General features: G+C 71.5%; 11 protein-coding genes. 3 read left to right on the top strand and 8 right to left on the bottom strand.

Going from position 1 to position 18,756, the window contains the following annotated elements; genetic code table 11:
• Both ACIPK3_RS31020 and ACIPK3_RS31015 read right to left on the bottom strand, forming a co-directional pair.
• The coding region (locus tag ACIPK3_RS31020; protein WP_402575065.1) for a maltotransferase domain-containing protein at window positions 1–724 on the bottom strand (724 nt) is incomplete at its 3' end.
• Window positions 725–903: 179 nt separating this feature from the next.
• Entirely contained in the window at window positions 904–2,109 is a 1,206-nt protein-coding gene (locus ACIPK3_RS31015; RefSeq protein WP_402575063.1) for a S8 family peptidase, read from the bottom strand.
• A 227-nt stretch (window positions 2,110–2,336) separates the two neighbouring features.
• Between ACIPK3_RS31015 and ACIPK3_RS31010 the strand changes: the two genes are divergently transcribed.
• A complete protein-coding gene (locus ACIPK3_RS31010) occupies window positions 2,337–4,955 on the top strand; it encodes a glycosyltransferase family 1 protein (protein ID WP_402575061.1) in 2,619 nt (872 codons plus the stop codon).
• A 10-nt stretch (window positions 4,956–4,965) separates the two neighbouring features.
• Here the strand turns inward: ACIPK3_RS31010 and ACIPK3_RS31005 are convergent, their stop codons facing one another.
• The 6 genes from ACIPK3_RS31005 to glgX form a co-directional block, all read right to left on the bottom strand.
• Entirely contained in the window at window positions 4,966–5,478 is a 513-nt protein-coding gene (locus tag ACIPK3_RS31005) for a DUF1990 domain-containing protein (protein ID WP_402575059.1), read from the bottom strand.
• 70 nt (window positions 5,479–5,548) lie between these two features.
• The gene (locus ACIPK3_RS31000) at window positions 5,549–7,201 is read right to left on the bottom strand and encodes a M4 family metallopeptidase (RefSeq protein WP_402575057.1); all 1,653 of its coding nucleotides are present in this window, start codon (window positions 7,199–7,201) and stop codon (window positions 5,549–5,551) included.
• A gap of 242 nt (window positions 7,202–7,443) precedes the next feature.
• Window positions 7,444–9,486 carry a M4 family metallopeptidase gene (locus ACIPK3_RS30995; protein WP_402575055.1) on the bottom strand — a complete coding sequence of 681 codons (2,043 nt, stop codon included), beginning with the start codon at window positions 9,484–9,486 and terminating at the stop codon, window positions 7,444–7,446.
• Between the two features lie 299 nt (window positions 9,487–9,785).
• Window positions 9,786–11,654, bottom strand: coding sequence for an ABC transporter ATP-binding protein (locus tag ACIPK3_RS30990; RefSeq protein WP_402575053.1), 1,869 nt, complete (start codon window positions 11,652–11,654; stop codon window positions 9,786–9,788).
• The gene (locus tag ACIPK3_RS30985) at window positions 11,651–13,489 is read right to left on the bottom strand and encodes an ABC transporter ATP-binding protein (protein WP_402575051.1); all 1,839 of its coding nucleotides are present in this window, start codon (window positions 13,487–13,489) and stop codon (window positions 11,651–11,653) included. The genes ACIPK3_RS30990 and ACIPK3_RS30985 overlap by 4 nt, the downstream gene beginning before the upstream one ends.
• A 104-nt stretch (window positions 13,490–13,593) precedes the next feature.
• Complete coding sequence (glgX, locus tag ACIPK3_RS30980; RefSeq protein WP_402575049.1) at window positions 13,594–15,843, bottom strand: glycogen debranching protein GlgX; 2,250 nt, start codon at window positions 15,841–15,843, stop codon at window positions 13,594–13,596.
• Between the two features lie 230 nt (window positions 15,844–16,073).
• On the opposite strand from glgX, the gene ACIPK3_RS30975 reads away from it, so the two are divergent.
• Complete coding sequence (locus ACIPK3_RS30975) at window positions 16,074–17,303, top strand: Ig-like domain-containing protein (RefSeq protein WP_402575047.1); 1,230 nt, start codon at window positions 16,074–16,076, stop codon at window positions 17,301–17,303.
• 148 nt (window positions 17,304–17,451) lie between these two features.
• Entirely contained in the window at window positions 17,452–18,696 is a 1,245-nt protein-coding gene (locus ACIPK3_RS30970) for an Ig-like domain-containing protein (protein ID WP_402575045.1), read from the top strand.
• Window positions 18,697–18,756: the final 60 nt, after the last annotated feature.

Genomic DNA, 18,756 nt, shown 5'->3' with positions numbered 1-18,756 from the left:
GTTCGACCAGCAGGGGCAGCGGCTCGGACGCGGTCACCAGTTCCCGCAGCGGACATTGGGCCAGCACCCCCACCACCTCCGGCGCCAACGCCGCCGCCAGCCGCCAGGCGGCCGGCCGGTCCTCGTCCCGCAGGGTGTGCACCGCGGCGGCGAGGACGTCCCGTCCGCCGTCCCGCTCCGGCAGCCCGGCGGCCGCCCGTTCGTACAGCCGGGCGCCCTCCTCCAGGACCAGGTCCGTGTCGATACCCGCCGGGATCTTGATCTCCGCGTGGTGCCGCCAGGTGGTGACCGGGTCGCCCCACGCCTCCACCGTGTACGTCCACCGGCCGGGCCGGTCCGGGGTGACGAACGCGCCCCAGCGGTCGGTGCCCGGGGCCAGTTCACGCATCGGAGTCCAAGGGCCGGGACGGCCCTGGGGGTCGCGCAGGACGACGTTCGCGGCCACCGCGTCGTGTCCTTCGCGGAACACCGTCGCCGAAACCTCGAACGTCTCTCCGGTGACCGCCTTGGCGGGCCGGGCCCCGCGCCGGACCACCGGGCGGACGTCGAGGACGGGGATGCGGCCGACGGCGGCTCCGGCGTCCACGGCGGACCACGCCCCCGGTGACGGGCCGGGGTCGGCCGGACGTACCGGCGACGGCACCGCGGCCGCCCCGGCGGCGGTGCCCTTCGTCCGGTTCTCGCTGCTGGTCGGGCGTGCTGACGAGTGGTGCGTGGCGGGCATGACCGCTCCTGTCCGCGTCAACGTGGGTATGGGCGGATGGGGGTGGGGAGGTGGGTCCTGCGAGTGCGCGTGCGGCGCGCCTGGAGGGCGTACCGGAGGAGCCTTCCCACCCTATTCGGGTGAGCAATCCGGCACTTTGTTAACTACTCGTGTCTGTGTCTACGGCCAAGACCGGCCGTTTACGGCCCACTTGGCGTCTGGAGGAGCCCGTCGGGCGAGCCCGGACCCGCCCCGGACACCGCGCCCCGCGCCGTCCCCGCCACCAGAGCCCCCGCCACCTGGGCCGGTGTGGCCCCGGGGTGGCGCCCCAGGTAGAGGGCGGCCGCGCCCGCGGCGTGCGGGGCCGCCATCGACGTACCCGAGGAAGTGGCCCGGCCGGTGTCGCTCGCGGCGGACGCCGAGGTGATCGACACGCCCGGCGCGAACAGGTCCACCGCGGAGCCGAAGTCCGAGAAGGCGGCCCGTGCGTCCGACCGGTCGGTGGCGCCGACGGTGATTGCCTGCGGCACGTCGGCCGGTGAGTACAGGGAGGCCGGACCGCCGTTGTTGCCCGCCGCGACCGTGTAGGTGATGCCGGACCTGATGGAGGCGCGCACGGCGGCGTCCAGCCGGCCGCTGTGCGCTCCGGCCAGGCTGAGGTTGGCGACCGCGGGCCGCCGGGCATGCCGGGTCACCCAGTCGATGCCCGCGATGACCTGGGCGACCGTGCCCGTGCCCGTGTCGTCGAGCACCCGGACGGCGACGACCCTGGCCTGCTTGGCGACGCCGTACCGGGTGCCGGCGACGGTGCCCGCGACCTGGGTGCCGTGCCCGTTGCCGTCGCCCGTGCCGCGGTCCCCGTCCACGAAGTCCCAGCCGTAGCTCGCCCGCCCGCCGAAGTCCTCGTGCGTGACGCGGATCCCGGTGTCGATCACGTACACCGTCACCCCAGCGCCCCCCGAGCCGGACGGGCCGTACCTCCCGTCGAGCGGCAGCCGCCGCTGGTCGATGCGGTCCAGGCCCCAGGACGGCGCGCTTCGCCGGCCTCGGTCGAGTCTCACCGGGCCGTCCGGGACGACCGAGGCGACCCGGCGGTCGGCGGCCAGACGTCTCGCCTGACCCGCGTCGGCCCGGACCGCGTAACCGTCCAGGACACTGTCGTAGATATGGCTGATTCTCACCCCGTACCGGGCGGCCAGGCGCCGTCCTGCCGGGGAACCGGCCTCGGTCCCCTCCCTCAGGGTCACCAGATAGCTGCCGCCGACGGAGCCGGCGCCGTCCGCGCCGTGGACCGTGACCTGTGGCGCGGCGCGCGCGGGCAGGATGGCGGCCGAGAGCACCGCGGCCGTGACCGTCGCGGTCAGGCCTCCCGCCCGGCGCGGACACCCGTTTCGCGTCCGTGCCATGGTTCGAGTTCCCCTCCTCAGCTCCACCGGCAGCGTCTCGTGCGAGGCGTGGCACCACAAGAACGCCCGGTACGGCGCAACCGGCCGAATGGCCGGATGGCGTTCATCCGGCCGACCGGGTGTCCGCGGCGCAGGCACCAGCGGACCTCGGGGCGACACCGGTACGGTGCTGAGTGACCGGACGCACAGCGCCGTGCGTCCCTCCACCCAACGCGCCGAGGTGGTATGTGAAGGCGATCCGTCGGTTCACCGTCCGTCCCGTGCTCCCCGAACCCCTCCGGCCACTGAGCGACCTGGCGCGCAATCTGCGCTGGTCCTGGCACACAGAAACGCGCGACCTCTTCCAGTCCGTCGACCCCGGGCAGTGGGCCTCCTCGGAGGGCGACCCGGTCCGGCTGCTCGGCAGTGTCCGGGCCGGCCGACTCGCCGAGCTCGCCGAGGACCGCCGCTTCCTACGCCGTCTGACCGCGGCCGCCGACGACCTGCACGACTATGTGACCGGCGACCGCTGGTACCAGACGCAGTCCGCCCAACTGCCCGCCGCGGTCGCCTACTTCTCCCCGGAGTTCGGCATCGCCGCCGCCCTGCCGCAGTACTCCGGCGGCCTCGGTATCCTCGCCGGCGACCATCTGAAGGCGGCCAGCGACCTCGGCGTTCCGCTGATCGGGGTCGGTCTGCTCTACCGGCACGGCTACTTCCGCCAGAGCCTCTCCCGGGACGGCTGGCAGCAGGAGCACTATCCGGTGCTCGACCCCAACGAGCTGCCGGTGGCGCTGCTCAAGGACGCCGACGGCACTCCCGCCCAGGTCTCCCTCGCCCTGCCCGGCGGCAAACAGCTGCACGCCCGCATCTGGCTCGCCCAGGTCGGCCGGGTGCCGCTGCTGATGCTCGACTCCGACGTGGAGGAGAACGACCTCGGCGAACGCGGGGTCACCGACCGGCTGTACGGCGGCGGCAGCGAACACCGGCTGCTCCAGGAGATGCTCCTCGGCATAGGGGGTGTGCGGGCCGTACGCGCCTACTGCCGGATCACCGGCCACCCCGAGCCTGAGGTGTTCCACACCAACGAGGGCCACGCCGGCTTCCTCGGCCTGGAGCGGATCGCCGAACTCGGCTACCAGGGGCTGGACTTCGACGCGGCCCTGGAGTCGGTGCGGGCCGGAACCGTGTTCACCACGCACACCCCCGTGCCCGCCGGCATCGACCGCTTCGACCGGGAGCTGGTCGCCCGGCACTTCGGCCCCGACGCCGAACTCCCCGGCATCGACGTCGAACACATCCTGCGGCTCGGGATGGAGACCTACCCCGGAGGCGAGCCCAACCTCTTCAACATGGCCGTCATGGGCCTGCGGCTCGCCCAGCGCGCCAACGGCGTCTCCCTGCTGCACGGACACGTCAGCCGCGAGATGTTCTCCGGACTCTGGCCGGGATTCGACCCCGACGAAGTACCGATCACCTCCGTCACCAACGGAGTGCACGCCCCCACCTGGGTGGCGCCGGAGGTGTTCCGCCTCGGCGCCCGCCGGCTCGGCACCGAACGCGCAGAGGACGAGCTGGCGGCCGGCGGCGCGCGGCGCTGGGACGTGCTCGCGGACATCCCCGACCAGGACATCTGGGAGCTGCGCCGCACCCTGCGCGAACAGCTCGTCGAGGAGGTGCGGGAGCGGCTGCGCGTCTCCTGGCGGCAGCGCGGCGCGGGCACGGCCGAGCTGGGCTGGATCGACGGCGTCCTCGACCCCGACGTGCTGACCATCGGGTTCGCGCGGCGCGTCCCGTCGTACAAGCGGCTCACCCTCATGCTCCGCGACCGCGACCGGCTGATGGACCTGCTGCTGCACCCCGAGCGCCCCATCCAGATCGTGGTCGCGGGCAAGGCGCACCCCGCGGACGACGGCGGCAAGCGGCTGGTGCAGGAACTGGTGCGGTTCACCGACGACCCGCGGGTCCGCCACCGCGTCGTCTTCCTGCCCGACTACGGCATGGCCATGGCGCAGAAGCTGTACCCCGGCTGCGACATCTGGCTGAACAACCCGCTGCGCCCGCTGGAGGCGTGCGGGACCAGCGGTATGAAGGCGGCGCTGAACGGCTGCCTCAACCTGTCGGTCATGGACGGCTGGTGGGACGAGTGGTTCCAGCCGGACTTCGGCTGGGCGATCCCGACCGCGGATGGCGCCGGCACCGACCCGGACCGCCGTGACGCCATCGAGTCCGCGGCCCTCTACGACCTGCTCGAACAGCGGATCACCCCCCGCTTCTACGAGCGCGGGCGCACGGACCTGCCCGACCGGTGGATCGAGATGGTCCGCCAGACGCTGACCCTGCTCGGCCCGAAGGTGCTGGCGGGCCGGATGGTCCGGGAGTACGTCGAGCGCCTCTACGCCCCCGCCGCCCGCGCCCACCGCTCACTGGCCCCGGACGCGGCCCGCGAACTGGCCCGCTGGAAGGCCCGGGTCCGCGCCGCCTGGCACGGGGTGACGGTCGACCACGTCGAGACCACGGCGGTGACGGCGACCGCGGAGCTGGGTACGACGCTGGGTCTGCGGGTCAGGGTCGGCCTGGGCGAGCTCTCCCCGGACGACGTCGAGGTCCAGGCGGTCTCCGGCCGGGTGGACCCGCAGGACCGCATCACCGACGCCACGACGGTCCCCCTGAAACCGGCCGGCGGCCCCGACCTGGAGGGACGCCGGCTCTACGAGGGCCCGCTCTCCCTCGACCGCACCGGCCCCTACGGCTACACCGTCCGCATCCTTCCCAACCACCCCCTGCTGGCCTCCGGCGCGGAACTCGGCCTGCTCGCCGTACCGTCGGAGGGGGTGGTGGACGGGGCGGGGGTGCTGCTGCGCTGAACCCCTGCGGTCAGTCCGTCCCGTACTCCGCGCACAGCCGCCGCAGGGCCGTCCCGCATCGCCGCGCGTAGGCGTGCTGCAACCCGCGGGTCGCGGCTCCGCCGGCCCGGGCGTACCACTTCTGGGCCCGGCTGAACGCGGCTATGGTCAGCCAGACCGTGCCGTCGCCGGTGCGGTCCACGACGAAGGCCTCCTCGCCGCATTCGGGGTGGCCGGGCAGGGTGCCGTAGGCCCAGCCCGCGCGGCGGGGTTCCCCGGTCGTCCAGACGACCCGGCAGGGGGCCTTGATCAGGCCGCCGAGGGTGACGGTGACGTCCACGCCCGGTGCCGCGCGATCGGCGGTGGTGTCGATACCGACGCCGATCGCCCGGTGCATCTCCCAGGTGAGGACCGCCTCCGCGGCCCGGCGGAACACCTCCTCGCCCTCGCCGATGCGCGTGCGCACGTGCAGGGGGTGGAAGCCGGGCGGGCAGGCGGTGAGGTTCTCGCGGGTCGCGCCCACCGGCTCGTAGGTGTAGGCCATGGGGCAAAGCGTAGGGCGGCCCCCGGGGACACCTTCGCCCCGGGGGCCGCCCGCACCGCGCGACTGCGGGCTAGCCGACGTTGACCGCCGACCAGGCCGCGGCCACCGCCTTGTATTCGGTGCTGCTGGAGCCGTACAGGGCCGCCGCCGCCGACAGGGTGCCGGTACGGGCCGCCTTGTAGTTGGTGCTCGACGTGAAGTACGTGGTCAGCGCCTTGTACCAGATCTGCAGCGCCTTGGCCCGGCCGATGCCGGTGACCGTGGTGTTCTTGTACGTCGGCGAGTAGTAGGACACGCCGTTGATGGTCTTCGAACCGCTGCCCTCCGCGAGGAGGTAGAAGAAGTGGTTCGCGACACCGGACGAGTAGTGCACGTCCTCGTCGCCGACGGAGGAGGACCAGTAGTCGGCGGAGCCGCCGTCCTTGCTGGGCTGGTCCATGTAGCGCAGCGGGGTGCCGTCGCCGTTGAGGTTGATCGTCTCGCCGATGAGGTAGTCACCGGGGTCGGAGCTGTTGGCCGCGTAGAACTCGACGCCCGTGCCGAAGATGTCGGAGGTCGCCTCGTTCAGGCCGCCGGACTCGTCCGAGTAGTCCAGGCCGGCGGTGTTGGCGGTGACGCCGTGGCTCATCTCGTGGCCGGCCACGTCCAGCGAGGTCAGCGGGTGGGTGTTGCTCGCGCCGTCGCCGTACGTCATGCAGAAGCAGTCGTCGTCCCAGAACGCGTTCTCGTACTTGTTGCCGTAGTGCACGCGGGAGTAGGCGGCCTTGCCGTCGTTCTTGATGCCGCTGCGGCCGAAGGTGTTCTTGTAGAAGTCCCAGGTGACCTGGGCGCCGTAGGCGGCGTCGACGGCGGCGGTCTGGTCGGTGGTGGAGCTGGACGCCTTGCCGGTGCCCCAGACGTTGTCCGAGTCGGTGAACAGGGTGCCCGCGGAGGAGCTGGTGCCGTGCGACTTGTTGTAGACCTTGTGGCCGCCGCGCGTGGTGTCGTACAGCTGGTACGTCGAGCCCGAGCTGTAGGTGTTCAGGCTGACCGTGCCGGAGTACAGGCTCTTGCCGGTGCCGGTCGTGGCCGTCTCGACATCCTGGTGCTGGAAGAGTTTCTTGCCGGTGGCGGCGTCGGTGACGACGTGCAGCCGGCTCGGGGTGCCGTCGTCCTGGAGGCCGCCGACGACCGTCTCGTAGGCGAGGACCGGCGTGCCGGAGCCGGCCCAGATCACCTTGCGGGAGCCGTCGGCCGCGGACTTGCCGGAGCCGAGGGTCTTCGCGGCGGACAGCGCCTGCTTCTCGGCCTTGGCGGTGGTCAGCTGCGGCTTGAGCGAGGCCACCTTGATGGCTCTGCCGGTGGCTCTGGTCACGCCCTCCGTCGCGCCGGACTTGGACGTGTGGACGACCAGGTCGCCGCCGAGGACCGGCAGGCCCGCGTAGGTGCGCTCGTAGCGGGTGTGCACGGTGCCGTCGACGTCCTTGACGACGTCCTTGACGACCAGCTTCTCCTTGGCGCCGAGGCCTATGTGCCGCGCGGTCTCGGTGGCGTCGGCCGCGGCCTGCTGGATCAGCGTGGTGCGGGCCGCGGCGGACAGCAGGGTGGGGGCGCTGGCCAGTGGCTTCGCGGCGGGACGCGCCGCGGCCGTGCTGGTCAGTCCGGTGGAGAGGAGGGCTCCGGCCGCGACAGCGGTGGCGATGGCCAGAGTGGTGCGCTTGTGACGCGCGTAGAGGGGGCTCACGAAAGCTCCTTCTCGTGGGGGAGTCAGGGCAGCGTGGGGTTGCTGTCCGGAAGGGTGTTTTCAAGCTGCTGCGGCGGGTGAGGTGAAGAGTGACACCAGGGACGCGTACATGTCATGACCCTGAAGTGATGTTGGCTGAAAACCAGCTGTCCGATTAACGTTTCGGGAATGTAAAAAGGGCGCCGCCCCGGGGAATTGGAACCCCGGGGCGGCGCCGCGCCGCTAGACGCGCTGACCTGGGTCTACGGGAAGGTCAGCTTCCAGCTGTTGATGGTGCCGACGTCCTGCGCCGCCTGGTCCTGAACCTTTAGCTTCCAGGTGCCGTTGGCCGATTCCGACGAGGCGTTGACCGTGTAGGTCGCGTTCACGTTGTCCGCGGAGTCGGACCCACTGAAGCTTTTCAGCCGGTACGAGGTGCCCGACGGGCCGACCAGGTCGATCACCAGGTCACCGCGCCAGGTGTGGGTGATGTTCACCGTCGCCTGGAGGTTGCTCGGCGCGTTCCCGGTCCGCCCGGAGACGCTGATGTTCGAGGTGACCGCGGGCCCGTTGTCCGGGATCGACACCGGGGTGGTGTTCTCGTACGACGTTCCGCCGCCGCCCCCGCCACCGGACCGTGAGCCGACCGCGACGCCCGCCCACGCGTCCTGCACCGCCTTGTACTCGGCGCCGGTGGTGCCGTACAGCTCACCCGCCGCCGCGAGCGCGCCGGTGCGGGCGCCGGCGTAGTTGGTGGTGGACGTCCACTTGGTGCTCAGCGCCCGGTACCAGATCTGCAGCGCCTTGTCCCGGCCGATGCCGGTGACCGGAAGCCCGTCCGCGGTGGGCGAGTTGTAGGTCACGCCGTTGATTACCTTCGTACCGCTGCCCTCGCTCAGCAGGTAGAAGAAGTGGTTCGCGGGGCCGGACGAGTAGTGCACGTCGACTCCGCCGATCCCGGAGTACCAGCTGTCCTTGGACGCGCCGTCCTTGCTCGGCTTGTCCATGTAGCGCAGCGGGGTGCCGTCGCCGTTGATGTCGATCTTCTCGCCGATGAGGTAGTCGCCGACGTCCGAGGTGTTGTTGGCGGCGAACTCCACACCGGTGCCCATGATGTCGCTGGTCGCCTCGTTGAGGCCGCCGGACTCGCCGCTGTAGTTGAGGCGGGCGGTGTTGGCCGTGACGCCGTGGCTCATCTCGTGGCCCGCGACGTCGATCGCGGTCAGCGGGTGGTTGTTGCCGGAGCCGTCGCCGTACGTCATGCAGAAGCAGCCGTCGTCCCAGAACGCGTTGACGTACGAGTTGCCGTAGTGCGTGCGCGAGTACGCCCCGACGCCGTCGTTCTTGATGCCGCTGCGGCCGAAGGTGTTCTTGTAGAAGTCCCAGGTCACGGCGGCGCCGTAGTGCGCGTCCGCGCCCGCCGTGGCGGCGTTGGACGTGGTTCCGTTGCCCCATGTGTCGCTGGTCTGCGAGAACAGCGTGCCGGTGCCGGACGAGCCGTGGTTGAGGTTGTACGTCTTGTGTCCGCCGCGCGCCCCGTCGGTCAGGGTGTAGTTCGAGCCCGACTGGGTGGTGGTCAGCGTCACCTGGCCGCTGTACTGGGTGTTTCCGACGCCGGTCTCGATGCCCTGGTACTCGTAGAGCTTCTGGCCGGTGGCCGCGTCGGTGATGACGTGCAGCTGGTTGGGCGTGCCGTCGTCCTGGAGGCCGCCGACGACCGTCTCGTAGGCCAGGACCGGCTTGCCGGTGGCCGCCCAGATCACCTTGCGGGCGCTGTCTGCCGCGGACTTCGTGCCGCCGAGGGCCTGGGCCCGCTTGACGGCCTGCTGTTCGGCGGACGCCCGGCTGACGCCCGGGGTGAGACCGGCGACCTTGATGGCCGCGTCGGTGGCCTTGATGACGCGCAGGGTGGCGCCCGACTTCGCGGTGTCGACGATCAGGTCGCCGCCGAGGACCGGGAGACCGGCGTAGGTGCGCTCGTAGCGGGTGTGCAGGGTGCCGTCGGCGTCCTTGACGACATCACGGGCGACGAGCTTCTCCTGTGCCCCAAGGCCTATCGCCCTGGCGGTGTCCGTCTGCGCGGAACCGGCGTCACGGATGAGCTCGGCGCGCTGCGAGGGGGTGAGCTCGACCGCGAGGTGGGCCGGATTGGCCTGTCCGGCGGCGGAGTTGTCCGCCGGTGCGGCACTCGCGGCGCCCGACTGGACGGCGGCTGCGATCAGCGCGGCCACGCCCGCGAGGGCGACGGCGGCGGTGCGGTGGGGGGTGGTGTGGGGGGTGCGTCTGCGAGAGGAACTGCTACTCAACACTGACTCCTTCTGCATGGCCGCAGGTCGCGCGGCCTGGGGAGATCCGGACGGCGATCTGAGCCGTCCGGGCAGAACGGGGCGTAACGCGGAACCAGGTGTGCTGTGCGAAGCCGGCTCGACGCAGTGGGCTGCGCTGTGGGGTTGCTGTGAGTCGGCCGTGGGAAGAGTGACAGGGACTTAGCACATCTGTCAGGACCGCGTCAGGAATTTGGCCGAATTTAAGTTCGTTGACCGGATGTTCTGGTTCGGTATACGGATTGTTGACCCGGAGGAGCACAAGTGGTGCCAACCGGCAGCTAAACCAGACTCTCCCGCCAGGCCCGGTGCAGATCCGCGAACCGCCCCGCTCCCGAGGTCAGTTCGGCCGGGGTGCCGTCCTCGATGACACGGCCGTGCTCCATGACCAGGACGCGGTCCGCGATCTCCACCGTGGACAGGCGGTGGGCGATCACCACGGCCGTACGGCCGCGCAGGACCGTGGACATGGCGCGCTGGACCGCCCGTTCGCCGGGCACGTCCAGCGAGCTGGTCGCCTCGTCGAGGATCAGCACCGCCGGGTCGGCGAGCAACGCCCTCGCGAAGGAGACCAGTTGGCGCTGGCCCGCCGAGATGCGGCCACCGCGCTTGCGTACGTCCGTGTCGTAGCCGTCGGGCAGCGCGCTGATGAACTCGTGCGCGCCGATCGCCTTCGCGGCCCGCTCGATGTCCTCCCGCGTCGCGTCGGGGCGGCCGATCGCGATGTTGTCCGCGACCGTGCCGGAGAACAGGAACGCCTCCTGCGTCACCATGACCACCCCGCGCCGCAGTTCGGGCACAGCGAGGTCACGCAGGTCGACACCGTCGAGCAGCACACGGCCGTCGGAGGGGTCGTAGAAGCGGGCGAGCAGCTTGGCCAGCGTCGACTTTCCCGCGCCCGTGGTGCCGACCACCGCGACGGTCTGCCCGGCCGGGATCGTCAGACCGAAGCGGGGGAGCACCTCGCCGCCGGTGCGGTAGGTGAACCGGACGTCGTCGAAGACGACCTCACGGCCCGGGTGCTCGCCCGCGCGCGCCGGGAGTTCCCTGGGCGCCGCCGGCTCCGGCACCGACGGCGTCTGGGCGAGGAGGCCGGCGATCTTCTCCAGCGAGGCGGCCGCCGACTGGTACGAGTTGAGGAACATGCTCAGCCGGTCGATCGGGTCGTACAGCCGCCGCAGATACAGCACAGAGGCCGCCAGCACACCCAGCGCCAGGGTGCCGGACGCCACCCGCCAGGCGCCCCAGAGCACGATCGCCGCGACCGCCGTGTTGGCGACCAGCCGAGAGCCGACCACATAGCGGGCCATCTCCAGGAGCGCGTCGCCGTTGCTGCGTTCGTACCGCCCGTTCACCTTCCGGAAGGCGGCCTCGTTCGCGGTCTCCCGGCGGAAGGCGCGCACCGGCCGGATGCCGTTCATCGTCTCGACGAACCTCACGATCACGGACGCGATCGCCGTGGACCGCGCCGTGAACGCCTGCCCCGCACGCCGACGGTAGAGCCGTACGAGCAGGTGGAGCGGCCCGAAGGAGGCCACCGCGACCGCGCCGAGCCCCAGGTCCAGCCAGAGCAGCATCGCCGAGATGAACGCGAACGACAGGACGATCGACACCAGTTCCTGGAGTCCCTCGTCGAGCAGTTCCCGCAGCGCCTCGACGTCCGAGGTGGAGCGGGAGATCAGCCGGCCCGAGGTGTACCGCTCGTGGAAGTCGACGCTCAGCGCCTGGGCGTGCCGGAAGATCCGGCCGCGCAGGTCCAGCAGCACGTCCTGGCTGACCCGCGCGGATGTCGCGATGAAGGCGAACTGGAGGGTGCCGGAGGCCAGCGCGGCGATGCCGTAGGCCACGCCCACCGCGATCAGCGGGCCCCGGTCGTGGTCCCGCAGCGCCGGTACGGCCCGGTCGATGGTGTATGCCACCAGCAGCGGGCCCGCCTGCACCGCCGCCTGCTGGAGCAGCAGCAGGAGGGTCGTGAAGGCGACGCGGGCCTTCATCGGGGCGAGCAGTGACCGCAGCAGGGCGGCCGTGGCACCGGGCGCGGTGGGCAGCACATCGCGGTCGAAGGGGTCGGTGGCGGCGGCCGGGTCCTCGGGGCGGGGGAGTTGTTCCTCGCCCTCCGGGGCGGTGGCGGAAGTCGTGGTCGTGGTCATCGTCGGTCCTCCGCCTCTCGGGATGCCTCTGCGGACGTCTCTCCGGACATCAGGTGGGCGTACTCGGGATGGGTGCGCAGCAGTTCGTGGTGGGTGCCGACGGCGGAGATCCGGCCGTCGGAGAGCAGCGCGACCCGGTCGGCGAGCAGCACGGTGGACGGGCGGTGGGCCACGATGAGCGCGGTGGTGTCCGCGAGGACCCGCCGCAGCGCGGCCTCCACGGCCGCCTCGGTGTGCACGTCGAGCGCGGACAGCGGGTCGTCGAGCACCAGGAAGTCGGGGCGGCCGACGACGGCCCGGGCGAGTGCCAGCCGCTGCCGCTGGCCGCCGGACAGACTCAGCCCCTGCTCGCCGACCTCGGTCCGCGAACCCTGCGGCAGCGCGTGGGCGAACTCGGCCTGCGCGACGGAGAGCGCCCGCTCCAGCTCCGGCTCGCCCGCGCCGTGGCCGGCGCCCATGAGCACGTTCTCCGCGACGCTCGCCGAGAACAGGGTGGGCTCCTCGAAGGCGACGGCCACCCTGGAGCGCAGCTCCTCGCGGGACATCGCCGTGATGTCCTGACCGTCCAGGGTGATCCGCCCGGATGTGACCTCGTACAGCCGGGGGACCAGCGCGGTGAGCGTGGTCTTCCCGCTTCCGGTGGTGCCGACCAGGGCCATGGACTCGCCGGGCCGGATGCGGAGATCGATGCGGTCCAGGACGGGTGGGGAGTCCGGCGGGGCGTCGGGATAGCGGAAGGTGACGCCCTCGAAGTGGAGTCCGCCGCGCGAGTCGACCGGTCCGGCCGGCGTCCCGGTGGCTCCGGTGCCCTGCGGCCCGGTGGTGTCCTGCGGTCCGGTGTCCTCCGGCTCGGCGTCCATCACCTCGAAGTACCGCTCGGTCGCGGTGGCCGCCTCCTGGGTCATCGCCAGCAGGAAGCCGATGGAGTCCACCGGCCAGCGCAACGCGAGGGCCGTGCTCAGGAACGCCACCAGCGTCCCCGCCGACAGGTCCCCGTCCGCCACCCGCACCGCCCCCAGCACCAGGGCCGCACCGATGGCCAGCTCCGGCAGCGTCACGGTCACGGACCACAGGAGCGCCAGCAGCCGTGCCTTGCGCAGCTCGGTGCCGCGCAGTGTCCGCGACAACTCGCCGAACGCCCTGGTCTGGCTGCGGTGCCGCCCGAACCCCTTGATGACGCGGATCCCGAGCACGCTCTCCTCGACGACCGTCGTCAGGTCGCCGGCCTGGTCCTGGGCGAGCCGGGCCAGCTTGGAGTACCGCCCCTCGAAGACGACGCACAGCCACATCACGGGCACGGCGGGCCCCAGCACGACCAGTCCCAGCATCCAGTCCTGGCTCAGCATGATGACCACACCGAACAGGATTGTCACCCCGTTGACCAGCAAGAACGTCAGTGGGAAGGCGAGGAACATACGCAGCAGCATCAGGTCCGAGGTGGCCCGCGAGAGCAACTGGCCGGACGCCCACCGGTCGTGGAAGGCCACCGGCAGCCGTTGCAGGTGCACGTACAGCCGCGCCCGCATCTCCGCCTCGACATGCGACAGCGGCCGCGCGACCAGCCACCGCCGCAGCCCGAACAGCAGCGCCTCGGCGATCCCGAGCAGCAGCAGGTACAGCGCACCGAGCCACACCCCGCCCGGGTCCCGGTCCGCCACCGGGCCGTCCACCATCCACTTCAGGACGAGCGGGATCACCAGCCCCAGGCAGGAGGCGACGACCGCGACGAACATGGCACTGAACAGCCGCCCGCGCACCGGGCGCACGAACGGCCACAGGCGGAGCAGGATACGTACGGCGGAACGGCCGTCGGAGGGCGCGGGAGTAGTGGACATCGCTGGTCAGCCTACGGACCCGTACTGACAACGCCCACCGAGTTTTGGCCGGACCGGGATCGGCCGCGGGTCCTGGGGCCCCGGTCCCGTCGAGGCGCGCGCGGTCAGTCCCGCACCCGCAGCAGCAGCACCGACCGTCCCTCCATCGTCAGCGTCTCCCCCGCCCGGTGGATCTCACCCGGCGGCTCCTCCTGCTCCTCCCGCGCGGTGTCCACGACGATTTCGTACCGCTCCGCCCACGGCGGGCCGGGCAGCACGAAGGACACCGGACGGTCACCCGCGTGCAGGACCGCGAGGAAACTGTCGTCGGTGATGGGCGCCCCCTGTTCGTCGCGGCCCGGGATGTCCCGGCCGGAGAGGTACATGGCGAGCGTGGCCGCGGGGGCGTACCAGTCGCTCTCGGTCATCTCCTCCCCGCGTGCCGTGAACCAGGCCAGGTCCCGCAGGCCGTCCGCCGAGTGCGCGCGGCCGGAGAAGAACGCGCGGCGGCGCAGCACGGGGTGGCGGTGGCGCAGGGCGATCAGACGGGACGTCAGGTCGAACAGTGGGCGCCAGGCGGGGTCGTCCAGCAGCGACCAGTCCAGCCAGCTGATCTCGTTGTCCTGGCAGTAGGCGTTGTTGTTGCCGCGCTGGGTGCGGCCCAGCTCGTCGCCCGCCACCAGCATCGGCACGCCGGTCGACAGCAGCAGCGTGGTCAGCAGGTTGCGCAACTGGCGGCGGCGCAGCAGCCGTACCCGCTCGTCGTCCGTCTCGCCCTCCGCCCCGCAGTTCCAGGAGCGGTTGTCGTTCGAGCCGTCCCGGTTGTTCTCACCGTTCGCCTCGTTGTGCTTGCCCTGGTACGACACCAGGTCGCGCAGGGTGTAGCCGTCGTGGGCGGTGATGAAGTTGACCGAGGCGTAGGGGCGGCGGCCGCCCCAGGCGTACAGGTCGCTGGAGCCGGACAGCCGGTAGCCGAGGTCCCGCACATCCGGGAGCGCGCCGCGCCAGAAGTCGCGGATCGCGTCGCGGTACCGGTCGTTCCACTCCGTCCACAGCGGGGGGAAGGCCCCGACCTGGTAGCCGCCCGAACCTATGTCCCAGGGCTCGGCGATCAGCTTCATCCGGCGCAGCACCGGGTCCTGGGCGATCACCGCGAGAAACGGGGACAGCATGTCGACGTCGTGCATGGACCGGGCCAGCGCCGCCGCGAGGTCGAAGCGGAAGCCGTCCACGCCCATCTCCGTCACCCAGTAGCGCAGCGAGTCGGTGATCAGGCGCAGCACCTGCGGCTGCACGACGTGCAGGGTGTTGCCGCAGCCCGTGTAGTCGGCGTAGCGGCGGGCGTCGTTCTGGAGGCGGTAGTAGCCGCGGTTGTCGATGCCCTTGAGGGACAGTGTCGGGCCCAGCTCGCCCGCCTCCGCCGTGTGGTTGTAGACCACGTCCAGGATGACCTCGATGCCCGCCGCGTGCAGGGCGCGCACCATCCGCTTGAACTCACCGACCTGCTGTCCCGTCGTACCGGAGGCCGCGTACGCCGCGTGCGGGGCGAAGTAGCCGATCGAGTTGTAGCCCCAGTAGTTCCGCAGGCCCCGGCGCAGCAGATGGTCCTCGTGGGCGAACTGGTGCACGGGGAGCAGCTCCACGGCGGTGACCCCCAGCTTCACCAGGTGCGCGATCGCCGCCGGGTGCGCCAGACCCGCGTATGTTCCGCGCAGCTCGGGCGGAATGTCCGGATGCAGCCGGGTGAAGCCGCGCACGTGCAGCTCGTAGATGACCGAGTCGGCCCAAGGGGTCTTCGGGCGCCGGTCGTCCGCCCAGTCGTCGTCGTCCTGCACCACGACGCCCTTCGGGACGTACGGCGCCGAGTCCCGGTCGTCGCGCACGGTGTCCGCGACATGCTGCTCCGGCCAGTCCCGGACATGCCCGTACACGTCCGGGGGCAGGCTGAACTCGCCGTCCACGGCACGCGCGTACGGGTCCAGAAGCAGCTTCGCCGGATTCCAGCGGGCGCCGGTCCACGGGTCCCAGCGGCCGTCCACCCGATAGCCGTACCGCTGGCCGGGCATCACCCCCGGCACGAAACCGTGCCAGATCTCGTGCGTCAGTTCGGTCAGCCGTACCCGGGTCTCCCGGCCGCGCTCGTCGAACAGGCACAGCCGCACCGCCTCCGCGCCCGCCGCCCAGAGCGCGAAGTTGGTGCCCGCCACCCCGTCGGGACCGACCCGGAAACGTGCGCCGAGCGGGGTGGGTGCACCCGGCCATACGGGTGGAGTCGGTGGAGCGGCGCGCGGGGCGCCGTTCGCCACCGCGGCCGGGCGGCCCGCCCGGGCGGCACCCTCCTGAGCCACTGACTGCTGCTCGGCTGCGCTCGTCACCTTGCGGCCCCTTTGCGTCGGCTCGTTCGCCTTCCGGAGCGCTCTCAGCCGGTGTCGGAGCGGTCGCGCGCGCCCGGTCCCCGAGGGCCGGCGGCGCGCACGACCTCCCGTCGCCGGCGTCCCCGCGGCTCACGGGCGCGGCTCTGCATCGCGTCGTCCTTCCACTGTTCTGCCCAGAGCTTGCGTCGCACTCACGTTTCCCCGGGGCCGCCCCGGTCGTTGCACCGCTCGTGAGGTATGCACAAGGGCGCGCACGGCGCGCGGGCGCCGTGTTGGCCGCCGTACTGACATGGGCAGGATTGCTGGCCGGAGCGGCCGGCTGCACGGACGGGTCGGGCGGCAGCGCCCTGGACCGCATCTTCGGCAAACCGCCGGCGTCCGACGACATCATCCGCATCTCCCCGGGAGACCGCGCCAAGGCGGTGCGCTCCGGCGAGCCGCTACGGGTGCGGGTCACCGAGGGGCGACTGGAGTCGGTCAGCGTCGTCCGCTCCCAGGACGCCCAGGACACCCCGGTGGCCGGGCACATCACCGACGACGGCAGAGAGTGGCGGCCCACCGAGCGGGCGCTGGCGCTGGCCGCCAAGTACACCGTGGACGTGGTGGCGCTGGACGGGCACGGGCGCCGTTCCGCCCGGCACGCCACCTTCACGACACAGGTCCCCGACGAACGGTTCATCGCCTACGTCACCCCCGAGAACCGTTCGACCGTGGGCACCGGAATGATCGTCTCGCTGGCCTTCAGCCGGTCGATCGAGAACCGTGCCGCCGTCGAACGCGCGGTCCGGGTCACCGCGAAGCCCCCGGTCGAGATCCGTCCGCACTGGTTCGCCGACGACCGGCTCGACTTCCGCCCCAAGGACTACTGGAAACCCGGCACCCAGGTGACCGTCGACATCGGGCTCCGCGACGTCGAGGGCGCGCGCGGTGTCTACGGACTCCAGCACAAGACGGTCACCTTCACCGTCGGCCGCAGCCAGGTCTCCCTGGTGGACGCGGCCGCGCACACCATGCAGGTCCGCAGGGACGGCGCGCTGCTCGCCACCGTCCCGATCACCGCGGGCGCCCCGAAGACCACCACCTACAACGGAAAGATGGTGGTCATGGAGATGCTGGAGGTGACCCGGATGAACGGCAGCACGGTCGGCTTCGGCGGCGAGTACGACATCCCGGACGTCCCGCACGCCATGAAGCTCACCGACTCCGGGACCTTCCTGCACGGCAACTACTGGGCGCCGGAGGCTCCCGGGGTCTCCAACGTCAGCCACGGCTGCATCGGCCTCAGGGACAACCAGGGCGGCGGCTCGGACACCCCGGCGGGCTGGTTCTTCGACCGGACCCTGATCGGGGACGTCGTCGAGGTCGTCCGCAGCAACGACAAGACGGTCTCCGCGGACAACGGCCTCGGTGGCTGGAACATGGGCTGGGACGAGTGGAAGGGCGGCAGCGCGGTCAAGTAGCACCGGCGTGCTCAAGTGGCGTCGAATCTGCGACGGAACGGTGACATTCGGCGGACACGTAGCCCAAAACCCTGCGGATACTATGCGCCAAGTGGGCGCCGGTGGCGCTGGGGAGCGGGCCTGACCAGGCCCCGCGAGGGGAGAGAACGTGAACGTGCGGCCGATATCGGGGGCGTCGGTTGAGGTGGGGCGCAGAGGCCGGAAAGGGCTGCCGGTACTGCTGGCCGGCGCCCTGCTGCTCGCCGCCACCGCGTGTGGTGGCGGGTCGGACTCGGGCGCCGGCTCCGGCTCCGGGGACGGCAAGGGCAAGGGCTCGGCACAGCAGAGCGAGCAGTCCGAGGCCGTCGTGAGCATCGCGCCGAAGTCCGGCGCCACCGAGGTGGACACCAGCGGCGTTCTCAAGGTCACCGCGGGCAAGGGCAAACTGACCCAGGTCGAGGTGAAGGACGCCAAGGGCGCGAAGATAGCCGGGGCGATATCCGGCGAGGGCGCCACCTGGACGCCCTCCTCCCACCTGGCCGCCGCCACCAAGTACACGGTGCACGCGGTCGCCAAGGACTCCGACGGTCGCGAGGCGGCCCAGGACTCCACCTTCACCACCCTGACCCCGAAGAACACCTTCACCGGTTCCTTCACCCCCGAGGACGGCTCCACCGTCGGCGTCGGGATGCCGTTCTCCGTCAGGTTCACCCGGGGCATCACCCACCCCGAGGACGTCGAGAAGGCCATCTCCGTCAAGACCGAACCGGCCGTCCCCGTCGAGGGCCACTGGTTCGGCAACGACCGCCTGGACTTCCGCCCCGAGAAGTACTGGGCGGCGGGCACCAAGGTCACCGTCTCCCTCGACCTCGACGGGGTCAAGGGCCGCCCCGGGGTCTACGGCAAGCAGACCAGGACCGTGAAGTTCACCATCGGCCGCGACCAGGTCTCCGTCGTGGACGCCAAGAAGCACACGATGCAGGTCACCCGGAACGGCAGGGTCGTCAAGACCATCGACGTCACCACCGGCAAGTCCGGCTACGACACCTGGAACGGCCAGATGGTCATCAGCGAGAAGCTCGCGGAGACCCGCATGAACGGCGAGACCGTCGGCTACGGCGGCCAGTACGACATCAAGGACGTCCCGCACGCCATGCGCCTGACCGAGTCGGGCACCTTCGTGCACGGCAACTACTGGGGCGGCGACGCCTTCGGCAACTACAACGCCAGCCACGGCTGCGTGGGCCTGCGCGACGTGAAGGGCGGCTACCGCAAGGACATCGCGGCCGCCTGGTTCTTCAACAACTCCATGGTCGGTGACGTGGTGGTCGTGAAGAACTCGCACGAGGCCACCGTCGCCCCGGGCAACGGGTACAACGGCTGGAACCTGTCGTGGGAGAAGTGGAAGGCGTAGGACGGACGCCCCGCGCCCCGTCGGAGGGGCGCGGGCAACCGCGCGAGCGACCCGGCCAGC

Source organism: Streptomyces sp. NPDC086787 (assembly GCF_044745865.1).
Lineage (GTDB): Bacteria > Actinomycetota > Actinomycetes > Streptomycetales > Streptomycetaceae > Streptomyces.
The sequence above is the reverse complement of the archived record's forward strand: the minus strand, read 5'-3'. Positions and strand labels throughout refer to the sequence as shown.